22 protein-coding genes are annotated in these 22,004 nt (G+C 63.1%); 13 read left to right on the top strand and 9 right to left on the bottom strand.

Annotation, left to right across the window (positions count from 1 at the left end; all coding sequences use genetic code 11):
* Positions 1–302: 302 nt before the first annotated feature.
* From purM to HX851_RS33885, 3 genes are read left to right on the top strand one after another with little or no spacing between them, the layout of a single operon-like run.
* Positions 303–1,361, top strand: coding sequence for a phosphoribosylformylglycinamidine cyclo-ligase (gene purM / locus HX851_RS33895; RefSeq protein WP_177060625.1), 1,059 nt, complete (start codon positions 303–305; stop codon positions 1,359–1,361).
* A gap of 11 nt (positions 1,362–1,372) precedes the next feature.
* Complete coding sequence (purN, locus tag HX851_RS33890; RefSeq protein WP_177060739.1) at positions 1,373–2,023, top strand: phosphoribosylglycinamide formyltransferase; 651 nt, start codon at positions 1,373–1,375, stop codon at positions 2,021–2,023.
* Between the two features lie 8 nt (positions 2,024–2,031).
* Positions 2,032–2,745 carry a DUF3108 domain-containing protein gene (locus HX851_RS33885; protein ID WP_177064205.1) on the top strand — a complete coding sequence of 238 codons (714 nt, stop codon included), beginning with the start codon at positions 2,032–2,034 and terminating at the stop codon, positions 2,743–2,745.
* A gap of 229 nt (positions 2,746–2,974) precedes the next feature.
* Here the strand turns inward: HX851_RS33885 and HX851_RS33880 are convergent, their stop codons facing one another.
* Together HX851_RS33880 and HX851_RS33875 are read right to left on the bottom strand one after the other, a co-directional pair.
* Complete coding sequence (locus HX851_RS33880) at positions 2,975–3,694, bottom strand: hypothetical protein (RefSeq protein ID WP_369680882.1); 720 nt, start codon at positions 3,692–3,694, stop codon at positions 2,975–2,977.
* 197 nt (positions 3,695–3,891) lie between these two features.
* Entirely contained in the window at positions 3,892–4,338 is a 447-nt protein-coding gene (locus tag HX851_RS33875; RefSeq protein WP_177060627.1) for a hypothetical protein, read from the bottom strand.
* A gap of 614 nt (positions 4,339–4,952) precedes the next feature.
* Between HX851_RS33875 and HX851_RS33870 the strand changes: the two genes are divergently transcribed.
* Complete coding sequence (locus HX851_RS33870) at positions 4,953–5,141, top strand: hypothetical protein (RefSeq protein ID WP_177060741.1); 189 nt, start codon at positions 4,953–4,955, stop codon at positions 5,139–5,141.
* Positions 5,142–5,251: 110 nt separating this feature from the next.
* On the opposite strand, the gene HX851_RS33865 is transcribed toward HX851_RS33870, so the two are convergent.
* The 5 genes from HX851_RS33865 to cysM form a co-directional block, all read right to left on the bottom strand.
* Entirely contained in the window at positions 5,252–5,797 is a 546-nt protein-coding gene (locus tag HX851_RS33865) for a DUF2058 domain-containing protein (RefSeq protein ID WP_017527556.1), read from the bottom strand.
* 5 nt (positions 5,798–5,802) lie between these two features.
* Entirely contained in the window at positions 5,803–6,657 is an 855-nt protein-coding gene (gene mazG, locus HX851_RS33860; RefSeq protein ID WP_177060628.1) for a nucleoside triphosphate pyrophosphohydrolase, read from the bottom strand.
* A gap of 211 nt (positions 6,658–6,868) precedes the next feature.
* A complete protein-coding gene (relA, locus tag HX851_RS33855) occupies positions 6,869–9,112 on the bottom strand; it encodes a GTP diphosphokinase (RefSeq protein WP_177060629.1) in 2,244 nt (747 codons plus the stop codon).
* Between the two features lie 120 nt (positions 9,113–9,232).
* Positions 9,233–10,585: a 23S rRNA (uracil(1939)-C(5))-methyltransferase RlmD gene (gene rlmD / locus HX851_RS33850; RefSeq protein WP_177060633.1), complete on the bottom strand. Its 1,353-nt coding sequence runs from the start codon at positions 10,583–10,585 to the stop codon at positions 9,233–9,235.
* Complete coding sequence (cysM, locus tag HX851_RS33845; protein WP_177060634.1) at positions 10,585–11,487, bottom strand: cysteine synthase CysM; 903 nt, start codon at positions 11,485–11,487, stop codon at positions 10,585–10,587. The genes rlmD and cysM overlap by 1 nt, the downstream gene beginning before the upstream one ends.
* Positions 11,488–11,732: 245 nt before the next feature.
* On the opposite strand from cysM, the gene HX851_RS33840 reads away from it, so the two are divergent.
* The 6 genes from HX851_RS33840 (at position 11,733) to HX851_RS33815 (ending at position 19,189) form a co-directional block, all read left to right on the top strand.
* Complete coding sequence (locus HX851_RS33840) at positions 11,733–14,486, top strand: response regulator (protein ID WP_177060635.1); 2,754 nt, start codon at positions 11,733–11,735, stop codon at positions 14,484–14,486.
* A 224-nt stretch (positions 14,487–14,710) separates the two neighbouring features.
* Positions 14,711–15,700, top strand: a complete 990-nt coding sequence (locus HX851_RS33835) for a 2-hydroxyacid dehydrogenase (protein ID WP_177060636.1) — start codon at positions 14,711–14,713, stop codon at positions 15,698–15,700.
* A 96-nt stretch (positions 15,701–15,796) separates the two neighbouring features.
* Positions 15,797–16,231: a hypothetical protein gene (locus HX851_RS33830; protein ID WP_177060637.1), complete on the top strand. Its 435-nt coding sequence runs from the start codon at positions 15,797–15,799 to the stop codon at positions 16,229–16,231.
* The gene (locus HX851_RS33825) at positions 16,231–16,635 is read left to right on the top strand and encodes an META domain-containing protein (protein WP_177060639.1); all 405 of its coding nucleotides are present in this window, start codon (positions 16,231–16,233) and stop codon (positions 16,633–16,635) included. The genes HX851_RS33830 and HX851_RS33825 overlap by 1 nt, the downstream gene beginning before the upstream one ends.
* 318 nt (positions 16,636–16,953) lie before the next feature.
* Positions 16,954–18,099 (top strand): FMN-dependent L-lactate dehydrogenase LldD, encoded by a 1,146-nt coding sequence (lldD, locus tag HX851_RS33820; protein WP_177064204.1) that lies wholly within the window; start codon positions 16,954–16,956, stop codon positions 18,097–18,099.
* Between the two features lie 7 nt (positions 18,100–18,106).
* Positions 18,107–19,189: an FUSC family protein gene (locus HX851_RS33815; protein ID WP_177064203.1), complete on the top strand. Its 1,083-nt coding sequence runs from the start codon at positions 18,107–18,109 to the stop codon at positions 19,187–19,189.
* A 3-nt stretch (positions 19,190–19,192) separates the two neighbouring features.
* On the opposite strand, the gene HX851_RS33810 is transcribed toward HX851_RS33815, so the two are convergent.
* The gene (locus tag HX851_RS33810) at positions 19,193–19,654 is read right to left on the bottom strand and encodes a TlpA family protein disulfide reductase (protein WP_177060649.1); all 462 of its coding nucleotides are present in this window, start codon (positions 19,652–19,654) and stop codon (positions 19,193–19,195) included.
* 115 nt (positions 19,655–19,769) lie between these two features.
* On the opposite strand from HX851_RS33810, the gene arsC reads away from it, so the two are divergent.
* From arsC to HX851_RS33795, 3 genes are read left to right on the top strand one after another with little or no spacing between them, the layout of a single operon-like run.
* Positions 19,770–20,123 carry an arsenate reductase (glutaredoxin) gene (gene arsC, locus HX851_RS33805; protein WP_177060651.1) on the top strand — a complete coding sequence of 118 codons (354 nt, stop codon included), beginning with the start codon at positions 19,770–19,772 and terminating at the stop codon, positions 20,121–20,123.
* Entirely contained in the window at positions 20,120–20,725 is a 606-nt protein-coding gene (gene wrbA / locus HX851_RS33800) for an NAD(P)H:quinone oxidoreductase (protein ID WP_177060653.1), read from the top strand. The genes arsC and wrbA overlap by 4 nt, the downstream gene beginning before the upstream one ends.
* A complete protein-coding gene (locus tag HX851_RS33795) occupies positions 20,718–21,143 on the top strand; it encodes a DUF2069 domain-containing protein (RefSeq protein WP_177064202.1) in 426 nt (141 codons plus the stop codon). Before wrbA ends, HX851_RS33795 begins: the two co-directional genes overlap by 8 nt.
* A 211-nt stretch (positions 21,144–21,354) precedes the next feature.
* On the opposite strand, the gene HX851_RS33790 is transcribed toward HX851_RS33795, so the two are convergent.
* Positions 21,355–21,969, bottom strand: coding sequence for an NAD(P)-dependent oxidoreductase (locus HX851_RS33790; RefSeq protein WP_177064201.1), 615 nt, complete (start codon positions 21,967–21,969; stop codon positions 21,355–21,357).
* Positions 21,970–22,004: the final 35 nt, after the last annotated feature.

Raw genomic sequence — 22,004 nt, 5'->3', positions numbered from 1 at the left:
GCAGTGCCATCATTCATACCGTCGCTGAAAGTTTTTCCGCCGTCATCAAGACAGCGGTTGATAAAGCTATACCTTATACAGCCGTGCCCGATGCAGCCAGCGCCACCGTTCAGGGATTTTTTCGCGGATATCGCCCTGCCCGTCGGCCCGAGGATGGCCGCTGCTGCTCAAGCCTGATAAAATCGCGCGCCTTCGCAGACCGGCAATGGCCGGACACCTGAAAAGAACGACTTGCGCCGTTCCTTCCCGTGGTCCCGTCACTCCCGGTCGATACCCCTGAATCCCCCCTAAAGGCCTGGATCATGAGCAAGCAACCCTCCCTGAGCTACAAGGACGCCGGTGTAGACATCGACGCCGGTGAAGCATTGGTCGAACGCATCAAGAGCGTGGCCAAGCGCACTGCGCGCCCGGAAGTCATGGGCGGCCTGGGCGGTTTTGGCGCCCTCTGCGAGATCCCGGCAGGTTACAAGCAGCCGGTCCTGGTCTCCGGCACCGACGGTGTCGGCACCAAGCTGCGCCTGGCACTGAACCTGAACAAGCACGACAGCATCGGCATCGACCTGGTGGCCATGTGCGTGAATGACCTGGTGGTCTGCGGTGCCGAACCGCTGTTCTTCCTCGACTACTATGCCACCGGCAAGCTCAACGTCGACACCGCCGCCCAGGTGGTCACCGGCATCGGCGCCGGTTGCGAACTGTCCGGCTGCTCCCTGGTGGGCGGCGAAACCGCTGAAATGCCGGGCATGTATGAAGGCGAAGACTACGACCTGGCCGGCTTCTGCGTCGGCGTCGTGGAAAAAGCCGAAATCATCGACGGTTCGAAAGTCGCGGCCGGTGACGCCCTGCTCGCCCTGCCATCGTCCGGCCCGCACTCCAACGGCTACTCGCTGATCCGCAAGATCATCGAAGTCTCCGGTGCCGACATCGAAAACACCCAGCTCGACGGCAAGCCGCTGGCCGACCTGCTGATGGCGCCAACCCGTATCTACGTCAAGCCATTGCTCAAGCTGATCAAGGACACCGGCGCGGTCAAGGCCATGGCCCACATCACCGGCGGCGGCCTGCTGGACAACATCCCGCGCGTCCTGCCAAAAGGCGCCCAGGCCGTGGTCGACGTGGCCAGCTGGCAGCGTCCGGCGGTCTTCGACTGGCTGCAGGAAAAAGGCAACGTCGACGAAACCGAAATGCACCGCGTGCTGAACTGCGGCGTCGGCATGGTCATCTGCGTCGCCCAGGAACACGTTGAAACCTCCCTGAAGGTCCTGCGTGAAGCCGGCGAACAGCCATGGGTCATCGGCCAGATCGCCACTGCCGCCGAAGGCGCTGCCCAGGTCGAGCTGAAGAACCTCAAGGCTCACTGATGTCCGAGCCGATAACCTCGACCTGTAACGTCGTGGTGTTGCTGTCGGGCACCGGCAGCAACTTGCAGGCCCTGATCGATGACGTACGGACCGGGGGCAACCCGGCCCGCATCGCCGCGGTGATCTCCAACCGCGCCGATGCCTACGGCCTGCAACGCGCCAGGGACGCGGGGATCGACACCCGCTCCCTGGATCACAAGGCCTTCGAAGGCCGCGAAGCCTTCGATGCCGCCCTGATCGAACTGATCGACGCCTTCAACCCGCAACTGGTGGTACTCGCCGGTTTCATGCGCATTCTCAGCGCGGATTTCGTCCGGCACTACCAGGGACGCCTGCTCAATATCCATCCTTCGCTCCTGCCCAAATACAAAGGCCTGCACACCCACCAGCGGGCGCTGGACGCCGGCGACGCCGAACACGGCTGCAGCGTGCACTTCGTCACCGAGGAACTCGACGGCGGCCCTCTGGTCGTACAGGCTGTGGTTACGGTAGAGTCTGATGATTCGGCGCAGAGTCTGGCGCAACGGGTTCATGCCCAGGAACACAGGATTTACCCGCTGGCGGTGCGCTGGTTCGCCGAAGGCCGCTTGAGCCTTGACGACCAGGGGGCTTTATTGGACGGTCAATTACTCGCGGCCAGCGGCCATTCGATTCGAACCTAGGAGATTTTATGCGTCGCGCCCTGCTCTTCGCTCTTACCCTGCTTGCCTTGCCGGTTGTGCAGGCGGCGGACCTTCAGCCATTCTCCGCCAGTTACACCGCCGACTGGAAACAGCTCCCCATGAGCGGCTCGGCCGAACGTAGCCTGACGAAAAACGACAATGGCAGCTGGACCCTGAATTTCAAGGCCTCCATGATGATCGCCAGCCTGACCGAGGAAAGCACCCTGCGCCTCGAGAAGGACAAGCTGCTGCCACAGACCTACACCTTCGAACGTGGCGGGCTGGGCAAGGCCAAGAAGATCAACCTGGACTTCGACTGGGCGACCAACAAGGTCACCGGCTTCGAAGGCAAGGACTCGGTCAACCTGCCCCTCGAAAGCGGCATGCTCGACAAGTCGACCTATCAGTTGGCCTTGCAGCGTGATGTCGCGGCCGGCAAGAAAAGCATGAGCTACCGGGTCGCCGAAGGCACCGATACCGACACCTACGACTTCCGCGTGATCGGTCCGGAAAAGGTCCAGACCAAGGCCGGCACGATCGATGCGATCAAGGTCGAGCGTGTCCGCGACCCGACACAGAGCAAGCGCATCACGCAAATGTGGTTCGCCAAGGACTGGGGCTACATCCTGGTTGCCCTGCGCCAGGTCGAGACCGACGGCAAGGAGTACAACATCATGCTCCAGGACGGTACCGTCGACGGCAAGGCTGTCAAAGGCAACTGATGCCCCCCCCTTTGTAGGAGCCGGGCTTGCCCACGAACACGCCCGTGAAGCGGCTAAAAGCTTCGCTGGCAAGCCAGCTCCCACAGGGTTTCGAGCACGACGATATCTTGTGGTGAAACATCGTCCCGTAGGCGCCGGGCTTGCCCGCGAACAGGCCCGTGAAGCCGCTGAAAGCTTCGCTGGCAAGCCAGCTCCTACAGGTTACGTGGCGTTTCAAGAACCCATCTTCTTAACTGGCCGATCCGGGCTCATCGAACATCTGCTTGTCGAGCCCAAGGACCTTGTCCATCACTTCCTGCGGACTGCCCTGGCCTTCGACGGTATGGGTCTTGTAGTTGAAGTCGAGGGCAATCCAGGCCTGCAATTTCGCCTCGTAGCTGTTCGGGTACTGGGCCTGCTCGATCGCGGGCAGGTCCTTGTAATGCTCCAGTGCCGCGGTAAAGAATTTGCTCAGCTTGCCAGTACCATCGTACTCGGCAATCGAGCTGGCCACGACTTTCTGCCGCCAGGCGTACTCCTGATCAGATGATTCACTCCAGGCCGCACGCCGCTCGTTTGCCGTGAAATTGCCGCTGTCATCGTAGATGATCAGCGACAACTGGTCGCTGGACATTCCGGCAAAAGGGTTCTTCCCGCTGCCATTGACGAAGTCCGTGGCATTCCTGGCCCGCGCCAGCAAGTCAGGATCCTGGGTGTCGGGCACCTCGGCATCATTGGCTGCCTTGTTGGCAAAATATCCATCGCCGGAAATCTTGTTCAACAGTTCATTGGCCTTGGCACCCAGCTCCTTCCTGCTCAAGCTGGCATCCCGTGTCGCCGCACGCGCGGCGCTTTCGCTCAACTGACGAGAGAGCGAAGAAATACTGCTGGTGTCTTTCGCAGGCTCGGCTGCGGGACTTGGCGCCGTGGAGCCGGCCTTGGCGAGCGGCTCGCCCGGAGTCGCGGCCACGCCGGAAACCTGCGCGCCGGATACTGAATTCGAATTGATTGAACCTACCAAGATGACGTCCTCCCTGTTAGTGGCCACTCCCGAATCCCTGGCCCATCAACCGTTATCGGCAACCGCCGGGGAAACTGTAAGGTCTCACGATGAACGGCAGGACCACGAACCTCGCACGGCATGACCATGCGAGGCCCGTCATGGCCTTACTTCATCGTGAATTCAACCGTCCACGAATAGGTCGATATGTTGGTCGAGGTCACTTTCGCGGTACAGACCGCGCCGCCACTCGGAGTCGCGGTGTTGTTCCACTTGGGAATGATCGAGCCCAACGGGCCCAGGGTCCCTACGTAGGTCGCCAGGAAGGTGCAGGTCTTGCCGCCCATGGTGTAACGCAGGTTGGCGTAGTTGGCATTGGGCGAAATATTGCTTTGCACGGTATAGGTATCGGCCCCACCCGCCCGGACCGTCGCCACGGGCTTTGGCACCGCATTGACGTTGGTGCTGGCTTCGTTACCGGTAATGATCGTGTAGGCCGCATCGGTGGTGCCGAGGTTCTTGAAAGTGACCGCTACCGGAGGCCCGGCAAAGGCCGATCCGGCGGTCAGCGTGGCCAGGGCCAGTACCGAAATAACAGACTTGAACATCTTCATGCTTTTGCTCCTTTTGGGTTGATTTCCTGTCCACGGCTTTTCCGGTCGAGCGGAAAAAACCTGTCTCCTGGCACAACCAGGCCGACGGCAAAAGTTCAAAGGCATGGAAAACACAGAACCCGAGGCACGACTTTCCCCACGAATCAGGTCAGGCCTGTCGTCTGGCGGGAAGAGAGATCGGGAGAGCGCCGCAGGGGCAGCAGGACGCTGTCGAGCGAGCGCAGGTATCGACTGTGGCTTCCATGCCGAACTTCTTTTATCCATGGTTCCAGCCACCTGGCTGGAAATCCGAGGCGAGGTATTTACCACAGAACGTCGGAAAGTGGAAAGCGCCCTGACGGATCGCCGACTGCTTTCGTGCGCTCACCGCCGGCTTGGCGAATCATCGTCAGGCATCGCTCTAATCCGTGCTTTGCACCCCATCGAACATGAAACTTTTGTCAGAAAACTCCGCAAAAATCACCTCGCCCCCAACAAATCCGGGGCTTTGTCGATTACTGCAGTTTTTGCAACGGTGAATTTCGTCTGCAAGTGATTTACGTAGGAGGCTAATGAATCATATAAAAGAGGCCTGCGACGCGTTGCCGCAGTTCAACAGAGACTGGAGCTTGCAGATGACCGTAAAAGTGACCGAACGCGATGATGCACATATGTCCCATGAAGGCGTAGCCAATGGCATTCGAATCTGGGATGTACACCAACAGGACCTGCTGGTAGGCATGTTTCACAACGAGGCCGATGCTCATAATTACAAGAACGAGCTGGAAACCCTCGAGATGAAACGCCAGGCACAAACCTCCTGAAGTCTTGAGCTCCATGGGCATCCCCCGGCCCACGCAGCCGGCGATGACCCACAAGCACAAACCCCGCCTTTCGAGCGGGGTTTGTCGTTTCAGGGGTGCCGTTCAGAGGCTTACCACATCAGATCGTCAGGGATCTGGTAGGCCGCGTACGGGTCGTCCTCGTCCGGCACCTGGCTCTCGGTGAGGATATTGAGCTGGACGATACGCTCGGGGGCGCGCTCCTGGATCTTCAGCGCCGCTTCGCGCGGGATCACTTCATAGCCGCCGCCATGGTGCACTATCGCCAGGGAGCCATTGCTGAGTTTGTTGCGCATCAGCGTGTTGACCGACAGGCGTTTGACCTTCTTGTCGTCGACGAAGTTGTAGTAGTCCTCGGTGGTCAGCTTGGGCAGGCGCGAGGTTTCGATCAATTGCTTGACCTGCGCCGTGCGCGCCTTGGCCTCGGCTTTCTCCTGCTGCTGGCGGTTCAGTTCCTGGTCGCGCTTGACCTTCTCGGCCTGCGCTTCCTGGGCCAGGCGCGCCTGGGTGTCGTCAACCTCGGCCTGGCCTTTATGGACCAGCCGCTGCTGTTTCTGTTTCTCTTTGCCGACCTGCTTGGCCTGCTTTTGATTGACCAGACCTGCTTTGAGCAACTGGTCACGAAGGGAAAGGCTCATGGTGCTTACTCACTTGGGTCAACAACTGCGCCGCAGCTGGGTGCATTCTTTTCCTGACGTTTGGCTTCGCCCCACAAGGCGTCCAACTCTTCGAGGGTGCAATCTTCCATGGGACGGTGGGTGTCGCGCAATGCCTGTTCGACAAATCGGAAGCGCCTGTCGAATTTGCCATTGGCACCACGCAGGGCATTTTCCGGGTCGACCTGAAGGTGACGGGCCAGGTTGACCACGCTGAACAACAGGTCGCCGATCTCATCGGCCATGGCCGCCGGGTCGTTGTCGGCCATGGCTTCGAGCACTTCTTCGAGCTCTTCGCGAATCTTGTCCACCACCGGCAGGGCGGCCGGCCAGTCAAAACCGACCTGGGCCGCGCGCTTCTGCAACTTCGCCGCCCGTGACAAGGCCGGCAAGGCGGCGGGGACATCGTCGAGCAAGGACAACTGCTCGGGCGCGCGGTGGTTCTCGGCGCGCTCCTCGGCCTTGATCTGCTCCCAGCGCAGCTTGACCTGCTCTTCGCTCAGGCGCGGCAGGTCGGCGGGCGCATAAAGATCGCCGGTGGGGAAGACATGGGGATGTCGGCGAATCAGCTTGCGGGTGATGCTGTCGACCACGGCATCAAACTCGAAGCGCCCTTCTTCGCGGGCCAACTGGCTGTAGTAGACGACCTGGAAGAGCAGGTCGCCCAACTCGCCCTGCAAGTGCTCGAAGTCACCGCGCTCGATGGCATCGGCCACCTCGTAGGCTTCCTCCAGGGTGTAGGGAACGATGGTGGCGTAGCTTTGCTTGATATCCCACGGGCAACCGTATTGCGGGTCGCGCAGGCGGGCCATCAGATGGAGCAGGTCTTGAAGGCTGTACATCGATTGTTCCGTTCGTTTCTGTCACACGCTGGAAACAGCGCAAACCTTGTAGGGGCCGTGCCGGACGGTGCTCCGCTTGTCCACGAAGCTCATGTCGACTTCAAGGGCCGCTTCGGGGGCAAGCCCCCTCCCACAAAGCCCGCGAAGCTCGTGGCGGCCTCAAGGCATCCTTCCAACTCCCACACACAAGTCCGCTACGCCCCCGCCATCCTCAAGGGGTGCGGTTGCGTCGGGTCTCGATGATATTCGGCAGCTGGGAAATCCGCCCCAGCAACCGCCCCAACGCGTCCAGCCCCGGGATCTCGATGGTCAGGGACATCAACGCGGTGTTGTCCTCCTTGTTCGAGCGGGTATTGACCGCAAGCACGTTGATCCGCTCGTTGAGCAGCACCTGGGACACGTCACGCAGCAGGCCGGAACGGTCGTAGGCGCGGATCACGATGTCCACCGGGTAGGTCGACACCGGCACCGGTCCCCAACTGACCTGGATGATCCGCTCGGGCTCGCGCCCGCTCAGTTGCAGCACCGAGGCGCAATCCTGGCGGTGAATGCTCACGCCACGGCCCTGGGTGATGTAGCCGACGATGGCATCCCCCGGCAGCGGCTGGCAGCAGCCGGCCATCTGGGTCATCAGGTTGCCGACGCCCTGGATCTGGATATCGCCGCGCTTGCCCGGTTTGTAGCCGGTGGCCTTGCGCGGGATCAGTTCCAGCTGTTCGTTGCCACGCTCCGGCTCGACCAGTTGCTGGGCCTGGTTGACCAGTTGCGCCAGGCGCAGGTCACCGGCACCGAGGGCGGCGAACATGTCCTCGGAGGTTTTCATGTTGGCCTTGTCGGCCAGCTTGTCGAAGTCCACCTGCGGCAGGCCGAGACGTGTCAGCTCGCGCTCGAGCAGGGTCTTGCCGGCGGCGACGTTCTGGTCGCGGGCCTGCAGCTTGAACCAGTGGACGATCTTCGCCCGCGCCCGGGAGGTGGTGACATAGCCAAGGTTCGAGTTCAGCCAATCGCGGCTCGGCGTACCGTGCTTGCTGGTGATGATCTCCACCTGCTCGCCGGTCTGCAGGCTGTAGTTGAGCGGGACGATCCGCCCGTTGATCTTCGCGCCCCGGCAGTTGTGACCGATTTCGGTGTGCACCCGATAGGCGAAGTCCAGCGGTGTCGCGCCCTTGGGCAAGTCGATGGCGTGCCCGTCGGGGGTGAAGATATAGACCCGGTCCGGCTCGATATCGACCCGCAGTTGTTCCGCCAGGCCACCGATATCCCCCAGCTCTTCGTGCCACTCCAGCACCTGGCGCAACCAGGAGATTTTCTCTTCGTAATGATTGGACCCGGACTTGACGTCGGTCCCCTTGTACTTCCAGTGCGCACAAACCCCCAGCTCGGCCTCTTCGTGCATGGCGTGGGTGCGGATCTGCACCTCCAGCACCTTGCCTTCCGGACCGATCACCGCCGTGTGCAACGAGCGGTAGCCGTTCTCCTTGGGGTTGGCGATGTAGTCGTCGAACTCTTTCGGGATGTGCCGCCACAGGGTGTGGACGATCCCCAGCGCGGTGTAGCAGTCGCGCATTTCCGGGACCAGCACGCGCACGGCGCGCACATCGTAGATCTGGCTGAACTCCAGGCCCTTGCGCTGCATTTTGCGCCAGATCGAATAGATGTGTTTGGCCCGGCCGCTGATATCGGCCTTGACCCCGGTGGCCAGCAATTCGTTTTCCAGCTGGTTCATCACATCGCTGATGAACCGCTCGCGATCCAGGCGCCGCTCATGCAGCAACTTGGCGATCTGCTTGTACTGGTCGGGCTCCAGGTAGCGGAAGGACAGGTCCTCCAGCTCCCACTTGATATGCCCGATGCCCAGGCGATGGGCCAGCGGCGCGTAGATGTCGAACACCTCGCGGGCCACCCGGTTGCGCTTCTCGTCGTCGGCGTTCTTGACCGCACGAATGGCACAGGTGCGCTCAGCCAGCTTGATCAGCGCGACACGCACGTCGTCGACCATGGCCACCAGCATCTTGCGCAGGTTTTCCACCTGCACCTGGGTGCCGAGGACCTGGGACTGGCGCGGACTGAGGCTGGCGCTGATGGCGGCCATGCGCAGCACGCCGTCGATCAGCTTGGCCACCACCGGGCCGAATTTCTGGCTGACCGCTGGCAAGGCGATCTGCCCTTCGCGTACGCCACGGTAAAGCACGGCCGCGACCAGGGAGTCCTGGTCGAGCTTGAGGTCGGCGAGGATCTCGGCGATCTCAAGGCCAGTGCTGAAACTGGAACCCCCTTCGGGCCACAGATTCTGGGCCGCGTTGGTCTGTTGTTCGGCAAGCCGTGCGTACTCGCAGGCTTCCTTCAAGGCTTCACGGTCCAGCGCCAGGTCGACGCTGACCGTATGATCGAGCCATGCCTCGAGATTGATACTGCCGTCAGTGTTGATCGGCTGGTGTGCTCTCACCTGTACCATCTTGCTTACCTTCCCTACGACGCAGATTCAATGCGTCAAAATCGCTGGCCGTTCATCGCCCCTGCATTCCGGCAAGGCTGGTCGGAATACGGGGGCGGCCAGTCGGACTAGACGAGCATCCTAGCTCGCTTCAAATAACGCCATGGCCTCGACATGCGCGGTCTGCGGAAACATATCGAGGATCCCGGCACGTTTTAACCGGTAGCCCTGCTTGATCAATTCGACCGTGTCGCGCGCCAAAGTTGCCGGGTTGCACGACACATACACCAATCGCTCGGCACCCAGTGCGGCGAGCTTGCCCACCACCTCGAAAGCACCATCGCGTGGTGGGTCCAAGAGTACCGCAGAAAAGCCTGCTTTGGCCCAACCGGCATCACTCAGGGGCTGGGATAAATCGGCCTGAAAAAAAGCCACGTTATGCAGATTGTTGCTAGCGGCATTGGCAGCGGCGCGCTCGACCATGGTCTGCACGCCCTCCACCGCCACCACTTCACGGACCCGACGGGCCAGCGGCAAGGCAAAGTTGCCCAGCCCGCAGAACAGGTCAAGCACCCGCTCGCCGGCCTCAGGCTTGAGCCAGTCAAGCGCCTGGGCCACCATCGCTTCGTTGACCCCGGCATTGACCTGGACAAAATCCCCCGGCCGGTACGCCAGCTCCAGATCCCACGCCTCCAGGCGATAACCGAGGGACCGCGTCGGGTCGACCGGTTGCGGCCCGTCCTCGCCATGCAGCCAGAGTTGTGCGCCATGTTCCGCGCAAAAGGCTTGCAGGACCTGCAGGTCATCGGCCGACAACGGCGACATATGGCGCAACAACACCGCCAGCGCCGAACCGCTGAACAACTCGACATGACCCAAGGCCTGGGGTTTGCCCAGGCGTCGCAGCATTGCCGGCAAGCCGCTCATGATCGGTTGCAAGGCCTGTACCAGCACCGGGCAGTCGTCGATGCCGACGATGTCCTGGCTGGACGCCGCACGAAAACCCACCTCGAGTTTTTTTGCCTTGGCATCCCAGCGCACCGCCACCCGCGCCCGGCGGCGATAGCCGAACTCCGGACCGGTCAGGGGCGCCGCCCACTCCTCGGGTTCGACACCGGCCACCCGCGACAACTGCTCGGCGAGCATGCGCTGTTTCAGGGCCAACTGATCATCGTGGGGCATATGTTGCACACTGCAGCCACCGCAACGTCCGGCATGGGCGCAAGGTGCCGGACGCCGCCGCTCGCTGGCGAGGAACACCCGTTCGGTACGGGCCTCGACCACCTTGCCATGGGCGCCGAGCACACGGGCCTCGACCTCTTCGCCGGCCAGGGCGCCGGCGACAAACCAGGTACGGCCTTCGATAAACGCGATCCCGCGGCCATCGTTGGCCAACCGCTCGATCGTCAGGCGTTGTTTCTTGCCCACAGGCACTTGCGGGGCCCGGCTACCGCCACTCGGTTGGAAGCGCAGGCCTCTCTCATGCTTGGCCATCAGTTGGGCGCGTCGTAGATGCCGGTCGACAGGTAGCGGTCGCCGCGGTCACAGATGATCGCGACCATCACCGCGTTCTCGACTTCCCGGGACAGGCGCAACATCGCCGCCACCGCGCCGCCCGAGGACACGCCGCAGAAAATTCCTTCTTCACGGGCCAGACGACGCATCACGTCCTCGGCCTCTTCCTGGCCCATGTCGACGATGCGGTCGACCCGCTCGGCCTGGAAAATCTTCGGCAGGTATTCGTGGGGCCAGCGGCGGATGCCGGGAATCGACGCACCTTCCATTGGTTGCAGGCCGACGATCTGCACGTCCGGGCTCTGCTCTTTCAGGTAGCGCGACACCCCCATGATGGTCCCGGTGGTGCCCATGGAACTGACGAAATGGGTGATGGTGCCCTGGGTCTGCCGCCAGATTTCCGGACCGGTGCTGGTGTAGTGCGCCTCGGGGTTGTCACCGTTGGCGAACTGGTCGAGGACCTTGCCGCGCCCTTCGGCCTGCATCCGCTCGGCCAGGTCACGGGCGCCTTCCATGCCTTCCTCGCGACTGACCAGGATCAGCTCGGCGCCATAGGCGGTCATGGCCGCCTTGCGTTCGGCGGTGGAGTTGTCGGGCATGATCAGGATCATCTTGTAGCCCTTGATCGCGGCAGCCATCGCCAGGGCGATCCCGGTATTGCCCGAGGTCGCTTCGATCAGCGTGTCGCCGGCCTGGATCTGCCCACGCAACTCGGCGCGGGTGATCATCGACAGTGCCGGACGGTCCTTCACGGACCCCGCGGGATTGTTCCCTTCAAGCTTGAGCAGCAGGGTGTTGCTGGTCGCTCCGGGCAAGCGTTGCAGGCGAACCAGGGGCGTGTTGCCGATGCAATCGGCGATCGTGGGGTACTGCAAGGTCATGGCGTATTCGCAATCCAGACTGCGGGGGCGCCTATCATACCGGCAAACGCCTGCGGCCCATATCACGCAAAGTGCAGACGTTATTCACTTCAGCTATAAGCTTAAACGGCAGAAGCCCGTGCAGGCCTGTGGCTTGTGGTTTGTGCCTCCCCTACACTGCGCAGGTGGAGCGGGCGCAGGAAGCGCGCGCCGAGAATCGAAGATCGCCGTGTCTGCCGGACGCTGTATCTGATGGAGAGTATTGCGTGCTTAAAAACCTGGGCATCAAAGGCCGCGTCCTACTGCTCACCCTGCTGCCGACCACACTGATGGCCCTGGTGCTGGGCGGCTATTTCACCTGGTTGCAACAGTCGGACCTGCAAACCCAGTTGCTGCAACGCGGGGAAATGATCGCCGAACAACTGGCACCGCTGGTGGCTCCGGCGCTGGGCCGCAACGACAGCGAACAGTTGGAGCGCGTCGCCACCCAGGCGCTGGAACAGACCGACGTGCGCGCCGTATCGTTCCTCGGCGCCAACCGCGAACAGCTGGCCCATGCCGGCCCCAGCATGCTCAACCAACCGCCCACCGGCAACAGCAGTCATATGCTGCAACGTAGCGGCAATGACGCGACCCGCTACCTGCTGCCGGTCTTCGGCCGGCACCGCAACATGGCCGGCGAACCGCTCCCCGACGAAGCCGACCGGCTGCTCGGCTGGGTCGAGCTGGAGCTGTCCCACAATGGCATGTTGTTGCGCGGCTATCGCAGCCTGTTCGCCAGCCTGCTGCTGATCGCCACCGGCCTGCTCGGCACCGCGCTACTGGCCCTGCGCATGAGCCGCACCATCAATACGCCGATCAGCAAGATCAAGCTGGCCGTGGCCCAGCTCAAGGACGGCAACCTGGAAACCCGCCTGCCGCCCCTCGGCAGCCAGGAGCTGGACGAACTGGCCTCGGGTATCAACCGCATGGCCGAAACCCTGCAGAACGCCCAGGAAGAATTGCAGCACAGCATCGACCAGGCCACCGAAGACGTCCGGCAGAACCTGGAAACCATCGAAATCCAGAACATCGAGCTGGACCTGGCCCGCAAGGAAGCGCTGGAAGCCAGCCGGATCAAATCCGAATTCCTCGCCAATATGAGCCATGAAATCCGCACACCGCTCAATGGCATCCTCGGTTTCACCCACCTGTTGCAGAAGAGCGAGCTGACCCCGCGCCAGTTGGACTACCTGGGCACCATCGAAAAATCCGCCGACAGCCTGCTGGGGATCATCAACGAGATCCTCGACTTCTCGAAGATCGAAGCCGGCAAACTGGTACTCGACAGCATTCCGTTCAACCTGCGCGACCTGTTGCAGGACACCCTGACCATTCTCGCCCCGGCCGCCCATGCCAAGCAGCTGGAACTGGTCAGCCTGGTCTATCGCGATACGCCGTTGTCGCTGATCGGCGATCCGCTGCGGCTCAAGCAGATCCTCACCAACCTGGTGAGCAACGCGATCAAGTTCACCCGCGAGGGCACCATCGTCGCCCGGGCCATGCTCGAGGAAGAACACGAAGACAGCGTGCAATTGCGCATCAGCGTGCAGGACACCGGCATCGGCCTGTCGAACCAGGATGTGCGGGCGCTGTTCCAGGCCTTCAGCCAGGCCGACAACTCGCTGTCGCGCCAGCCCGGCGGCACCGGCCTGGGCCTGGTGATCTCCAAGCGCCTGATCGAACAGATGGGCGGTGAAATCGGCGTGGACAGCACGCCGGGCGAAGGCTCCGAGTTCTGGATCAGCCTGAGCCTGCCCAAGACCCGCGACGATATCGAAGACCTGCCCGCCGCGCCGCTGCTCGGCCGGCGCGTCGCCGTGCTGGAAAACCATGAGCTGGCGCGCCAGGCACTGCAGCACCAACTGGAAGATTGCGGGCTGGAAGTGATTCCGTTCAACACCTTGCAGAACCTCGCCAATGGCGTGACCGGCGCGCACCAGACCGAACAGGCCATCGACCTCGCGGTACTCGGCGTCACCGCCCAGGACATGCCGCCCGAACGACTGAACCAGCATATCTGGGACCTGGAACACCTCGGCTGCCATGTGATGGTGCTCTGCCCGACCACCGAGCAGACGCTGTTCCACCTGTCGGTGCCCAACCCCCACAGCCAGCTCCAGGCCAAGCCGGCCTGCACCCGCAAGTTGCGCCGCGCCCTGTCGGACCTGATCACCCCGCGTCCGATGCGCATCGAGCCCATCGAACCCTTGAGCAGCCGTGCACCCCAAGTGCTGTGCGTGGATGACAACCCGGCCAACCTGCTGCTGGTCCAGACCCTGCTCGAAGACATGGGCGCCGAGGTCGTGGCGGTGGAAAGCGGCTACTCGGCGATCGATGCCGTACAGACGGCGCGCTTCGACCTGGTGCTGATGGACGTGCAGATGCCCGGCATGGACGGCCGGCAGACCACCGAGGCGATTCGCCAGTGGGAAAACGAACGGCAGAGCACGCCGCTGCCCATCGTCGCCCTGACCGCCCATGCCATGGCCAACGAGAAGCGCGCCCTGCTGCAAAGCGGCATGGATGACTATCTGACCAAACCCATCAGCGAACGCCAGTTGGCCCAGGTGGTGTTGAAGTGGACCGGCCTGGCCCTGCGTAACCAGGGCCAGGAGCGCAGCGGCGAAGTCTGGAACAGCGGCAGCGACCTGCTGGTCCTCGATCCGGACGAAGGCCTGCGCCTGGCCGCGGGCAAGGCCGACCTCGCCGCCGATATGCTGGCGATGCTCCTGGCTTCGCTGGACGCCGACCGCGAAGCGATCCGCGCGGCCCGTGAAGCCCATGACAACAACGGCCTGATCGAGCGGGTCCATCGCCTCCATGGCGCCACCCGCTACTGTGGCGTACCGCAATTGCGTGCTGCCTGCCAGCGCAGCGAGACCCTGCTCAAGCAGGACGATCCCAACGCCCAGAAGGCCCTCGACGAACTGGACATGGCTATCGCCCGCCTTGCCATCGAGGCCCGTGTCAGCGCCTGAGCCCATCCTGAGCTGTCATTCCGGAATCGGGGTTATGTAGGCGCGGAGCTTGTGCAGGAATGGGCTTGCGAGAGAGTGGGCTTGTGTGGGAGGGGGCTTGCCCACGAAGCTTTTAACAGCCCCGAGGGTCTCATCGCAGGCACGCCCACTTCTACACCAACTCTGCTCCTGCAAAGAATCAGAAACTTCGCTGGCAAGCCAGCTCATATCCAAGGAAGCCCGATATGCGTGGAATTCTTTTCAGTAGCCAGACCTACGATCGCGACAGCTTTCTGGCCGTCGCGCCGATGGCCGATCTCGAACTGCACTTCCAGCCCGCCCGCCTGAGCCCGGACACCGCGACGCTGGCCGCAGGGCATGAAGTGGTCTGTGCCTTTATCAACGATGACCTGAGTGCCCCGGTGCTGGAGCAACTGGCCGCCGGCGGCACCCGCCTGATCGCCCTGCGGTCGGCCGGCTACAACCACGTCGACCTGAACGCCGCCAGTCGCCTGGAGCTCAGCGTGGTGCGCGTGCCGGCCTACTCGCCCCATGCCGTGGCCGAACATGCCGTGGCCTTGATCCTCGCCCTCAACCGCCGCCTGTACCGCGCCTACAACCGGACCCGCGAGGGTGACTTCAGCCTGCACGGGCTGACCGGCTTCGACCTGGTGGGGAAAACCGTCGGTGTGGTCGGCACCGGGCAGATCGGCGCGACCTTCGCCCGGATCATGGCCGGATTCGGCTGCGAGTTGCTGGCGTACGATCCCTGCCCCAACCCCGAGGTCGTGGCCCTGGGCGCCCGCTACCTGGAACTGCCGGAGTTGCTCGGCCGGTCGCGGATCATCAGCCTGCATTGCCCGCTGAACAGCGCTACCCGGCACCTGATCAACCGCGACACCCTCGCCCACCTGCAACCCGGCGCCATGCTGATCAACACCGGACGTGGCGGCCTGGTGGACACCCCGGCGCTGATCGACGCGCTCAAGGAGGGCCAGCTCGGTTACCTCGGGCTGGATGTCTATGAGGAAGAGGCACAGCTGTTCTTCGAGGATCGCTCCGACCTGCCGTTGCAGGACGATGTACTGGCACGCCTGCTGACCTTTCCCAACGTGATCGTCACCGCCCACCAGGCGTTCCTCACTCACGAAGCGCTGGCGGCGATCGCCACGACCACCCTGGACAACATCGCCGCATGGAAATCCGGCCAGGCCCGCAACCTGGTGCACGGCTGAGCCGGCAACAGTGGCGTGAACCGGATCGAAGGTCGCATGCCGGCGCTATCCGGTTCGCGTCTGCGTGCTAGCATACCGGCCATATTTGGAGGACCCATGGTCGAACACGATTTCCGCTACAGCCTGATGAACCCGCAACACACCCTGACCGAATGCCGCGCCCTGGTGCCGGGTCGTTACCAGGTTACCGGCAACGGTGGCTCGATCCGCATCGACGACGTGCTGCTGGTCACCCTCAAGGGCAGCAAGGACCTGTCCATGCGCCTGACCGTCGAAACCGTGCGGCACCTGATCAACCCGCCGGGCCAGTGGACCGCCATGGCTCGTGGACCGGTGTTCGGCGAGCTGGCGATTCATCAGTGGCAGGTCAACTGCGACAGCTGCGCCAAGGAGCTGAACTTCGAATTCGCGGTGGACGCCAAGCTCGGCGCTCCCGCGCAGAAACCTGCAGCCACGGCACGTATCGCCGAGCTGGGTTGGACCACACAGGGCGAGAAGCACCTCTGCCCGAAATGCCAGGAGGCAACATAATGAAACAAGCGGTGATTCTGGGGATGCTGGCGACCAGCCTGTTGGGCTGTACCGGCGACCGTGTGCAGTTGCAGCAGGATCACAGCTACGTGCTGGAGTGGATCGGCGAACGTCCGCTGATCGACAACAGCCACCTGACCATCACCCTCGGCGATGATGGCCGGGCCTACGGCACCGGCGGCTGCAACCACTGGTTCGCCCCCTATACCCTGGAAGGCGACACCTTGAGCTTCGGCAAGGTCGGCAGCACTCGCAAGCTTTGTGCCCCAGCCTTGATGGAGCAGGAAAAACGCTTCCTGCAGGCCCTGGAAACGGTCCAGCGCTGGGATATTTCCCCGGTGGAACAGGTGCGTTTCTGGCCGGCTCAAGGCCAGCCCCTGCGTTTGTGGTCGGAAGAAGGCTGAAGCGCTTTCAGCCGGATAGCCGAGGCGTCGTGACCTGAAACATACGGCGCCTGCATCACCCATCACATCCCTTTCATTTCCTCCGCCAATTCCAGCAAGGCGCGGCAGTAAAGCCATGCCCAACCCGGCGGCCACCAGGTCGTTGCGCTCCGCGTCCGCAGGCTCACCAGTATTCCATTTGCGACTTAATTCAAGTTGAAAAAGTTGTTTTTATCATGAAGAAGTTTTCCCTACTCTGACCCCGTCGGCCACCCCACAGCGATATCCCCGGATCAACGCTCAGGTACGCCAACCCTGTCACTCAGAGGAATCGCTCCCATGATCATTTCATCGGCCACTGACTACCGCGAAGCCGCACGTCGCAAGTTGCCACGCTTTCTGTTCGACTACATCGATGGCGGCGCCTACGCCGAGCACACCCTCAGGAAAAACGGTTCGGACCTGGCGGACGTCAGCCTGCGCCAGCGGATCCTGAAGAACGTCGACAACCTGAGCCTGAAGACCAGCCTGTTCGACCAGCCGATGGCGATGCCCATCACCCTGAGCCCGGTGGGACTGACCGGCATGTATGCCCGTCGTGGCGAAGTCCAGGCGGCCAAGGCTGCCGCCAACAAGGGCATTCCCTACTGCCTGTCGACCGTCTCGGTGTGCTCCATAGAGGAAGTCTCGTCGCAAAGCCCGCAGGCCATCTGGTTCCAGCTCTATGTACTCAAGGACCGCGGCTTCATGCGCAACGCCCTGGAACGGGCACAGGCCGCCGGCGTCAAGACCCTGGTGTTCACCGTGGATATGCCGACCCCGGGCGCGCGTTATCGTGATGCACATTCGGGCATGTCCGGCCCGTTCGCCGCGCCACGGCGGATCCTGCAGGCGACCATGAAGCCGGATTGGGCCTTGAACGTCGGTGTCCTCGGGCGTCCCCATGACCTGGGCAATATCTCCCGCTACCTGGGCAGGGCCACCACTCTGGAAGATTACGTCGGCTGGTTGGGCAACAACTTCGACCCGTCCATAAGTTGGAAGGACCTGGAGTGGATCCGCGAATTCTGGAAGGGCCCGATGATCATCAAGGGCATCCTCGACCCACAGGACGCCAAGGACGCCGTCAGCTTCGGCGCCGATGGGATCGTGGTCTCCAACCATGGCGGCCGTCAGCTCGACGGGGTGCTGTCCACCGCCAAGGCGCTGCCGCCGATTGCCCAGGCCGTGGGCAGCGACCTGACCGTGCTGGTCGACTCGGGCATCCGCTCGGGACTGGACGTGGTGCGGATGCTGGCCCTGGGGGCGAAAAGCGTGCTGCTCGGGCGCTCGACGGTGTACGCCCTGGCGGCTGCAGGGCAACACGGCGTGGAAAACATGCTGGATATCTTCGCCCAGGAAATGCGCGTGGCGATGACCCTGACCGGAGTGACGTCGATCGATCAGATCAACGAATCCATCCTCGCCCGCACTCCGGTCTGCTGAGTCCATCATGCAACAGCCCATGACCTCGAAAGCGGCGGCGATCCTGCGTCGGTTGACAGACGCATATACCGCCCACCCGCGCCACCTGGCCGACCTCCTCCGCGGCGGGATCGTGTGTGCGTTCCCGGCGATCCTCGCCGCGTACTGTCACAACCCGCTGCTCGGCTGGTCGGCCATCGCCGCGTTCTGGAGCTACATCAGCCTGCCCGGCGGGCGCTTCGCCAGCCGCTGCCGGTTCGCCCTGGTATTTGGCCTGGCCGGCGCATTCGCTTCGGGGCTTGGGGTCTGGAGCGCCGCCTGCGCGCCACTGATGATCGGCCTGGCTGCGTTCATCGGCTTCTGTGGCGCCTTCGCTATCGTGGCGGGCAAGCGGATCGGCTTCCCGGCGTTGCTGGTCGCCACGGCCTTCGCGGTCTCGACGGCCTTTGCCGGAAACGACCTCGAACATGCCCTCGGTTATGGCTGCTACTTTCTCTACGGCAGCCTCTGGGCAAGCAGTGTCACCCTGCTGTCATGGTGCCCCTACGAGCAGGCGGTGGTCCCGGGCGAGCCGCCCGTAACCTTGTCGAGCACGCTACGGCAACACCTCAACCCCGACTCACAGGGTTTTCTGCACGGCGTGTGCGTGGCCATCGCCACGGCCATTGCAGTGGCCGCCGTGCACTACTGCGCACTGGACCACGGCTACTGGATGATCCTGACCGTACTGCTGATCAGCCAACCCGGTTTTGCCGCCACCCTGAAGGTGTCTGTCGAACGGGTGGCAGGTACCGTGCTCGGTGCACTGATCGCCATGCTGCTGGGCCATCTTGTCCACTCGCCGTTGCTGCTGGCGTGGCTGATCCTGCCGCTGTCGATCGGGACACTGGCCTGCCGCAATATCAGCTACCTGGCCTATATGCTGTTTCTGACGCCGCACTTCATCCTGGTGGCCCAGTTGAGCCAACCCGATGGCAGTGAAATCGGCCTCACCTACCTGCGCGTGTCCAACAGCCTGGGCGCTGCACTGCTGGTGATCATGATCGCGCTGATCGTCCGACCGCTCTGGGGAAAACCACCGGCGACCGGCTCGAAGACGCCGGGTTCCTGAGCGTCAGCCCTTGAGGGCCTTCAGCCGCTCCAGCACACCGGCCGCGGTCTGCTCGCCCATCAGTTGTTCGCGGACCTTGCCCTTGTCATCGATGATGTAGGTCACCGGCAAGGCCTCACTGCGGGGCAGGTCGAAGAAATCCGCCGGATCCTGCGCCAGTACCGTGAACTGGATCCCCAGCGCGTCACTGGCCTTGACCAGGTCATCGCCCTGCAAGCCGTCGAAATTCACCCCGAACACCCCCACCGACTGGCCCTTGAGCTGCTCGGACAAGGCATTCAACTCAGGGATCTCCGTGCGGCACGGACCGCACCATTCAGCCCAGTAGTTGACCACTTTCCACTGTTTGTCCAGACGCTCGGAGGCAACCTTCCGGCCGTGCTGGTCAACCCCGTAATCGTTGCCGCAACCGCTGAGCAGCAGCGCGCCCATCATCGCCAATACGGCGGCCAATCGCCTCGCCATGTGCACCATCCCCCGTCAATTGAGTCATCGACTGCGACCATTTACCTCGTACGGTTCAGGAGCGCTCGCCAGGCAGGTAGAATACCCGCCACCTTACGCAAGATGCGACCCGCACATGACCGATCTGACGCTTTATCACAACCCGCGCTGCTCGAAATCCCGCGGTGCGCTGGAACTGCTCGAAGCCCGCGGCCTGGCCCCGGCCGTGGTGCGCTACCTGGAAACCCCGCTCGACGCCGGCCAACTGCGGGCCTTGCTCGACAAGCTCGGCCTCGACGCCCGGCAACTGCTGCGCAGCGGCGAAGACGAATACAAGAGCCTGAACCTGGCCGACAGCCGGCTCAGTGAAGCCCAACTGATCGCCGCCATCGCCGCGCACCCGAAACTCATGGAGCGACCGATCCTGGTGGCCGGGAACAAGGCCATCATCGGCCGCCCACCGGAAAAAGTGCTGGAGATCCTGCCGTGAGTGAACCGTACGTCCTGGTGCTGTTCTACAGCCGCAACGGTTCCACCCGCGAAATGGCCCGCCAGATTGCCCGGGGCGTCGAGCAGGCCGGCATGGAAGCACGCCTGCGCACCGTGCCGGCGATCTCCAGCGAATGCGAGGCAGTGGCCCCGGCCATTCCAGAGGAAGGCGCGCTGTATGCCAGCCTCGACGACCTGAAGCACTGTTCGGCCCTGGCCCTCGGCAGCCCGACCCGCTTCGGCAACATGGCGGCACCGTTGAAGTACTTTATCGACGGCACCAGCAACCTGTGGCTGACCGGAGCCCTGGTGGGCAAGCCGGGCGCGGTCTTCACCTCGACTTCCAGCCTGCACGGCGGCCAGGAAAGCACCCTGCTGTCGATGCTGCTGCCATTGCTGCACCACGGCATGCTGGTCACCGGCCTGCCCTACAGCGAGTCGGCCCTGCTCGATACCCGCGGTGGCGGCACGCCCTACGGCGCCAGCCATCACACCGGCAGCGACGGCAAGCGTGCACTGGACGAACATGAAATCGCCCTGTGTCGCGCCCTCGGCCTGCGCCTGGCGAACACTGCACTGAAACTGGAGAACGGTCGTGGCTAGGAAGCCCAAGGTTCTGCCCAGCCAGGACTGGCTGGAGCCACGGGTAAAGCTCGGCAGGGCGCTGGCCCTGGTGTGCTTTCTCGGGCTGATCGGCCTGCTCTGCGTGTATTACCTGATGTTCGCCGACCTGCACGGCGCCCGGCGCTGGGTGATCCTGCTGGTCGAACTGGTGCCCTTGCTGCCGCTACTGCCGGGGATGTTGCTGGGCAGTGCGCGCGGCCACTCGTTCACCTGCTATGTGGTGAACCTGTATTTCCTCAAGGGTGCACTGGCGGCCTTCGACCCCAACCGGCAACTGTTCGGGGTACTGGAAATGGGCGCAAGCCTGGCGGTGTTCTGCAGCGCCATGCTGTATGTGCGCTGGCGTCATCAGTTGAACCGGCGCTTGGCGGGAGAAGGCCAGGTCCAACCGGCCTGACCCTGCTGCAGGCTTGCCGGCGATGGCACCCCGACAGGCGCCGCAAGGCTCAGGCGCCTCATCGCTGGCAAGCCAGCTCCTACACGGATCGTGGTTGCCACAATACTTCGCGGTAATGCACAAACCTGTGGGAGCCGGCTTGCTGGCGATCGCGTCCTTGAAGGCGCCAAAAAGCTTCACGGACAAGCACCGCGCTGGCGCCTACAAGCGGTCAGTAACCGACCGCGAACCGCTGACGCGAGTGGGCGGGCTTCTCGACTTCATCCAGCAGGGCAATGGCATAGTCGGCGAAGGTGATCCAGCTGCGGCCTTCGGCGCTCACCAGCAGGTCATCCTGGCCCAGGCGGAATTTACCGGTGCGCTCGCCTTCGACGAACTCCGCCGAAGGTGACAGGAAACTCCAGTCCAGCTCCTTTTCCTGACGCAGGGTGTCGAGGAAGGCCGCCCCGGCACTGGCCTCAGCCTTGTATTCCGGCGGAAAACCCGGACTGTCGATGACTCGCCCGCCACCTGGCAGCAGCAACGAACCGGCCCCACCGACCACCAGCAGGCGCTTGACCCCGGCCCTCTTCACCGGACCGATCACCGCCGCGGCCGGCAGGGTGGCGAAATGCGCGGCGCTGATCACCACATCGTGACCGGCCACGGCCGCTTCCAGCGCAGCCGCATCGAGGGCGTCGAGCGCCTTGCTGACGACACCGGCGCGCGCCTCGATCTTCGCCGGGTTACGGGCAATGGCGGTGACGCCATGGCCGCGACGCAGGGCTTCTTCCAGCAACTGGCTACCGGCACGACCGGTAGCACCAATGATTGCAATCTTGCTCATGACGCTCTCCAAATGGGTTGTTTACGGTCAATCAG

It is taken from the genome of Pseudomonas gingeri (genome assembly GCF_013385635.1).
Taxonomy (GTDB): Bacteria; Pseudomonadota; Gammaproteobacteria; order Pseudomonadales; family Pseudomonadaceae; genus Aquipseudomonas; species Aquipseudomonas gingeri_A.
This window is presented reverse-complemented; position numbering and strand designations above follow the sequence as displayed.

What these genes read in the sequence shown, in the direction of transcription:
- mazG (WP_177060628.1), bottom strand. Translation starts at nt 6,657, where the DNA reads ATGTACAGCCTTCAAGACCTGCTCCATCTGATGGCCCGCCTGCGCGAC.
- HX851_RS33830 (WP_177060637.1), top strand. Translation starts at nt 15,797, where the DNA reads ATGGTCGAACACGATTTCCGCTACAGCCTGATGAACCCGCAACACACC.
- HX851_RS33790 (WP_177064201.1), bottom strand. Translation starts at nt 21,969, where the DNA reads ATGAGCAAGATTGCAATCATTGGTGCTACCGGTCGTGCCGGTAGCCAG.
- HX851_RS33810 (WP_177060649.1), bottom strand. Translation starts at nt 19,654, where the DNA reads ATGGCGAGGCGATTGGCCGCCGTATTGGCGATGATGGGCGCGCTGCTG.
- HX851_RS33875 (WP_177060627.1), bottom strand. Translation starts at nt 4,338, where the DNA reads ATGAAGATGTTCAAGTCTGTTATTTCGGTACTGGCCCTGGCCACGCTG.
- rlmD (WP_177060633.1), bottom strand. Translation starts at nt 10,585, where the DNA reads ATGGCCAAGCATGAGAGAGGCCTGCGCTTCCAACCGAGTGGCGGTAGC.
- HX851_RS33885 (WP_177064205.1), top strand. Translation starts at nt 2,032, where the DNA reads ATGCGTCGCGCCCTGCTCTTCGCTCTTACCCTGCTTGCCTTGCCGGTT.
- cysM (WP_177060634.1), bottom strand. Translation starts at nt 11,487, where the DNA reads ATGACCTTGCAGTACCCCACGATCGCCGATTGCATCGGCAACACGCCC.
- HX851_RS33825 (WP_177060639.1), top strand. Translation starts at nt 16,231, where the DNA reads ATGAAACAAGCGGTGATTCTGGGGATGCTGGCGACCAGCCTGTTGGGC.
- HX851_RS33815 (WP_177064203.1), top strand. Translation starts at nt 18,107, where the DNA reads ATGCAACAGCCCATGACCTCGAAAGCGGCGGCGATCCTGCGTCGGTTG.
- relA (WP_177060629.1), bottom strand. Translation starts at nt 9,112, where the DNA reads ATGGTACAGGTGAGAGCACACCAGCCGATCAACACTGACGGCAGTATC.
- HX851_RS33870 (WP_177060741.1), top strand. Translation starts at nt 4,953, where the DNA reads ATGACCGTAAAAGTGACCGAACGCGATGATGCACATATGTCCCATGAA.
- lldD (WP_177064204.1), top strand. Translation starts at nt 16,954, where the DNA reads ATGATCATTTCATCGGCCACTGACTACCGCGAAGCCGCACGTCGCAAG.
- purM (WP_177060625.1), top strand. Translation starts at nt 303, where the DNA reads ATGAGCAAGCAACCCTCCCTGAGCTACAAGGACGCCGGTGTAGACATC.
- HX851_RS33835 (WP_177060636.1), top strand. Translation starts at nt 14,711, where the DNA reads ATGCGTGGAATTCTTTTCAGTAGCCAGACCTACGATCGCGACAGCTTT.
- HX851_RS33865 (WP_017527556.1), bottom strand. Translation starts at nt 5,797, where the DNA reads ATGAGCCTTTCCCTTCGTGACCAGTTGCTCAAAGCAGGTCTGGTCAAT.
- arsC (WP_177060651.1), top strand. Translation starts at nt 19,770, where the DNA reads ATGACCGATCTGACGCTTTATCACAACCCGCGCTGCTCGAAATCCCGC.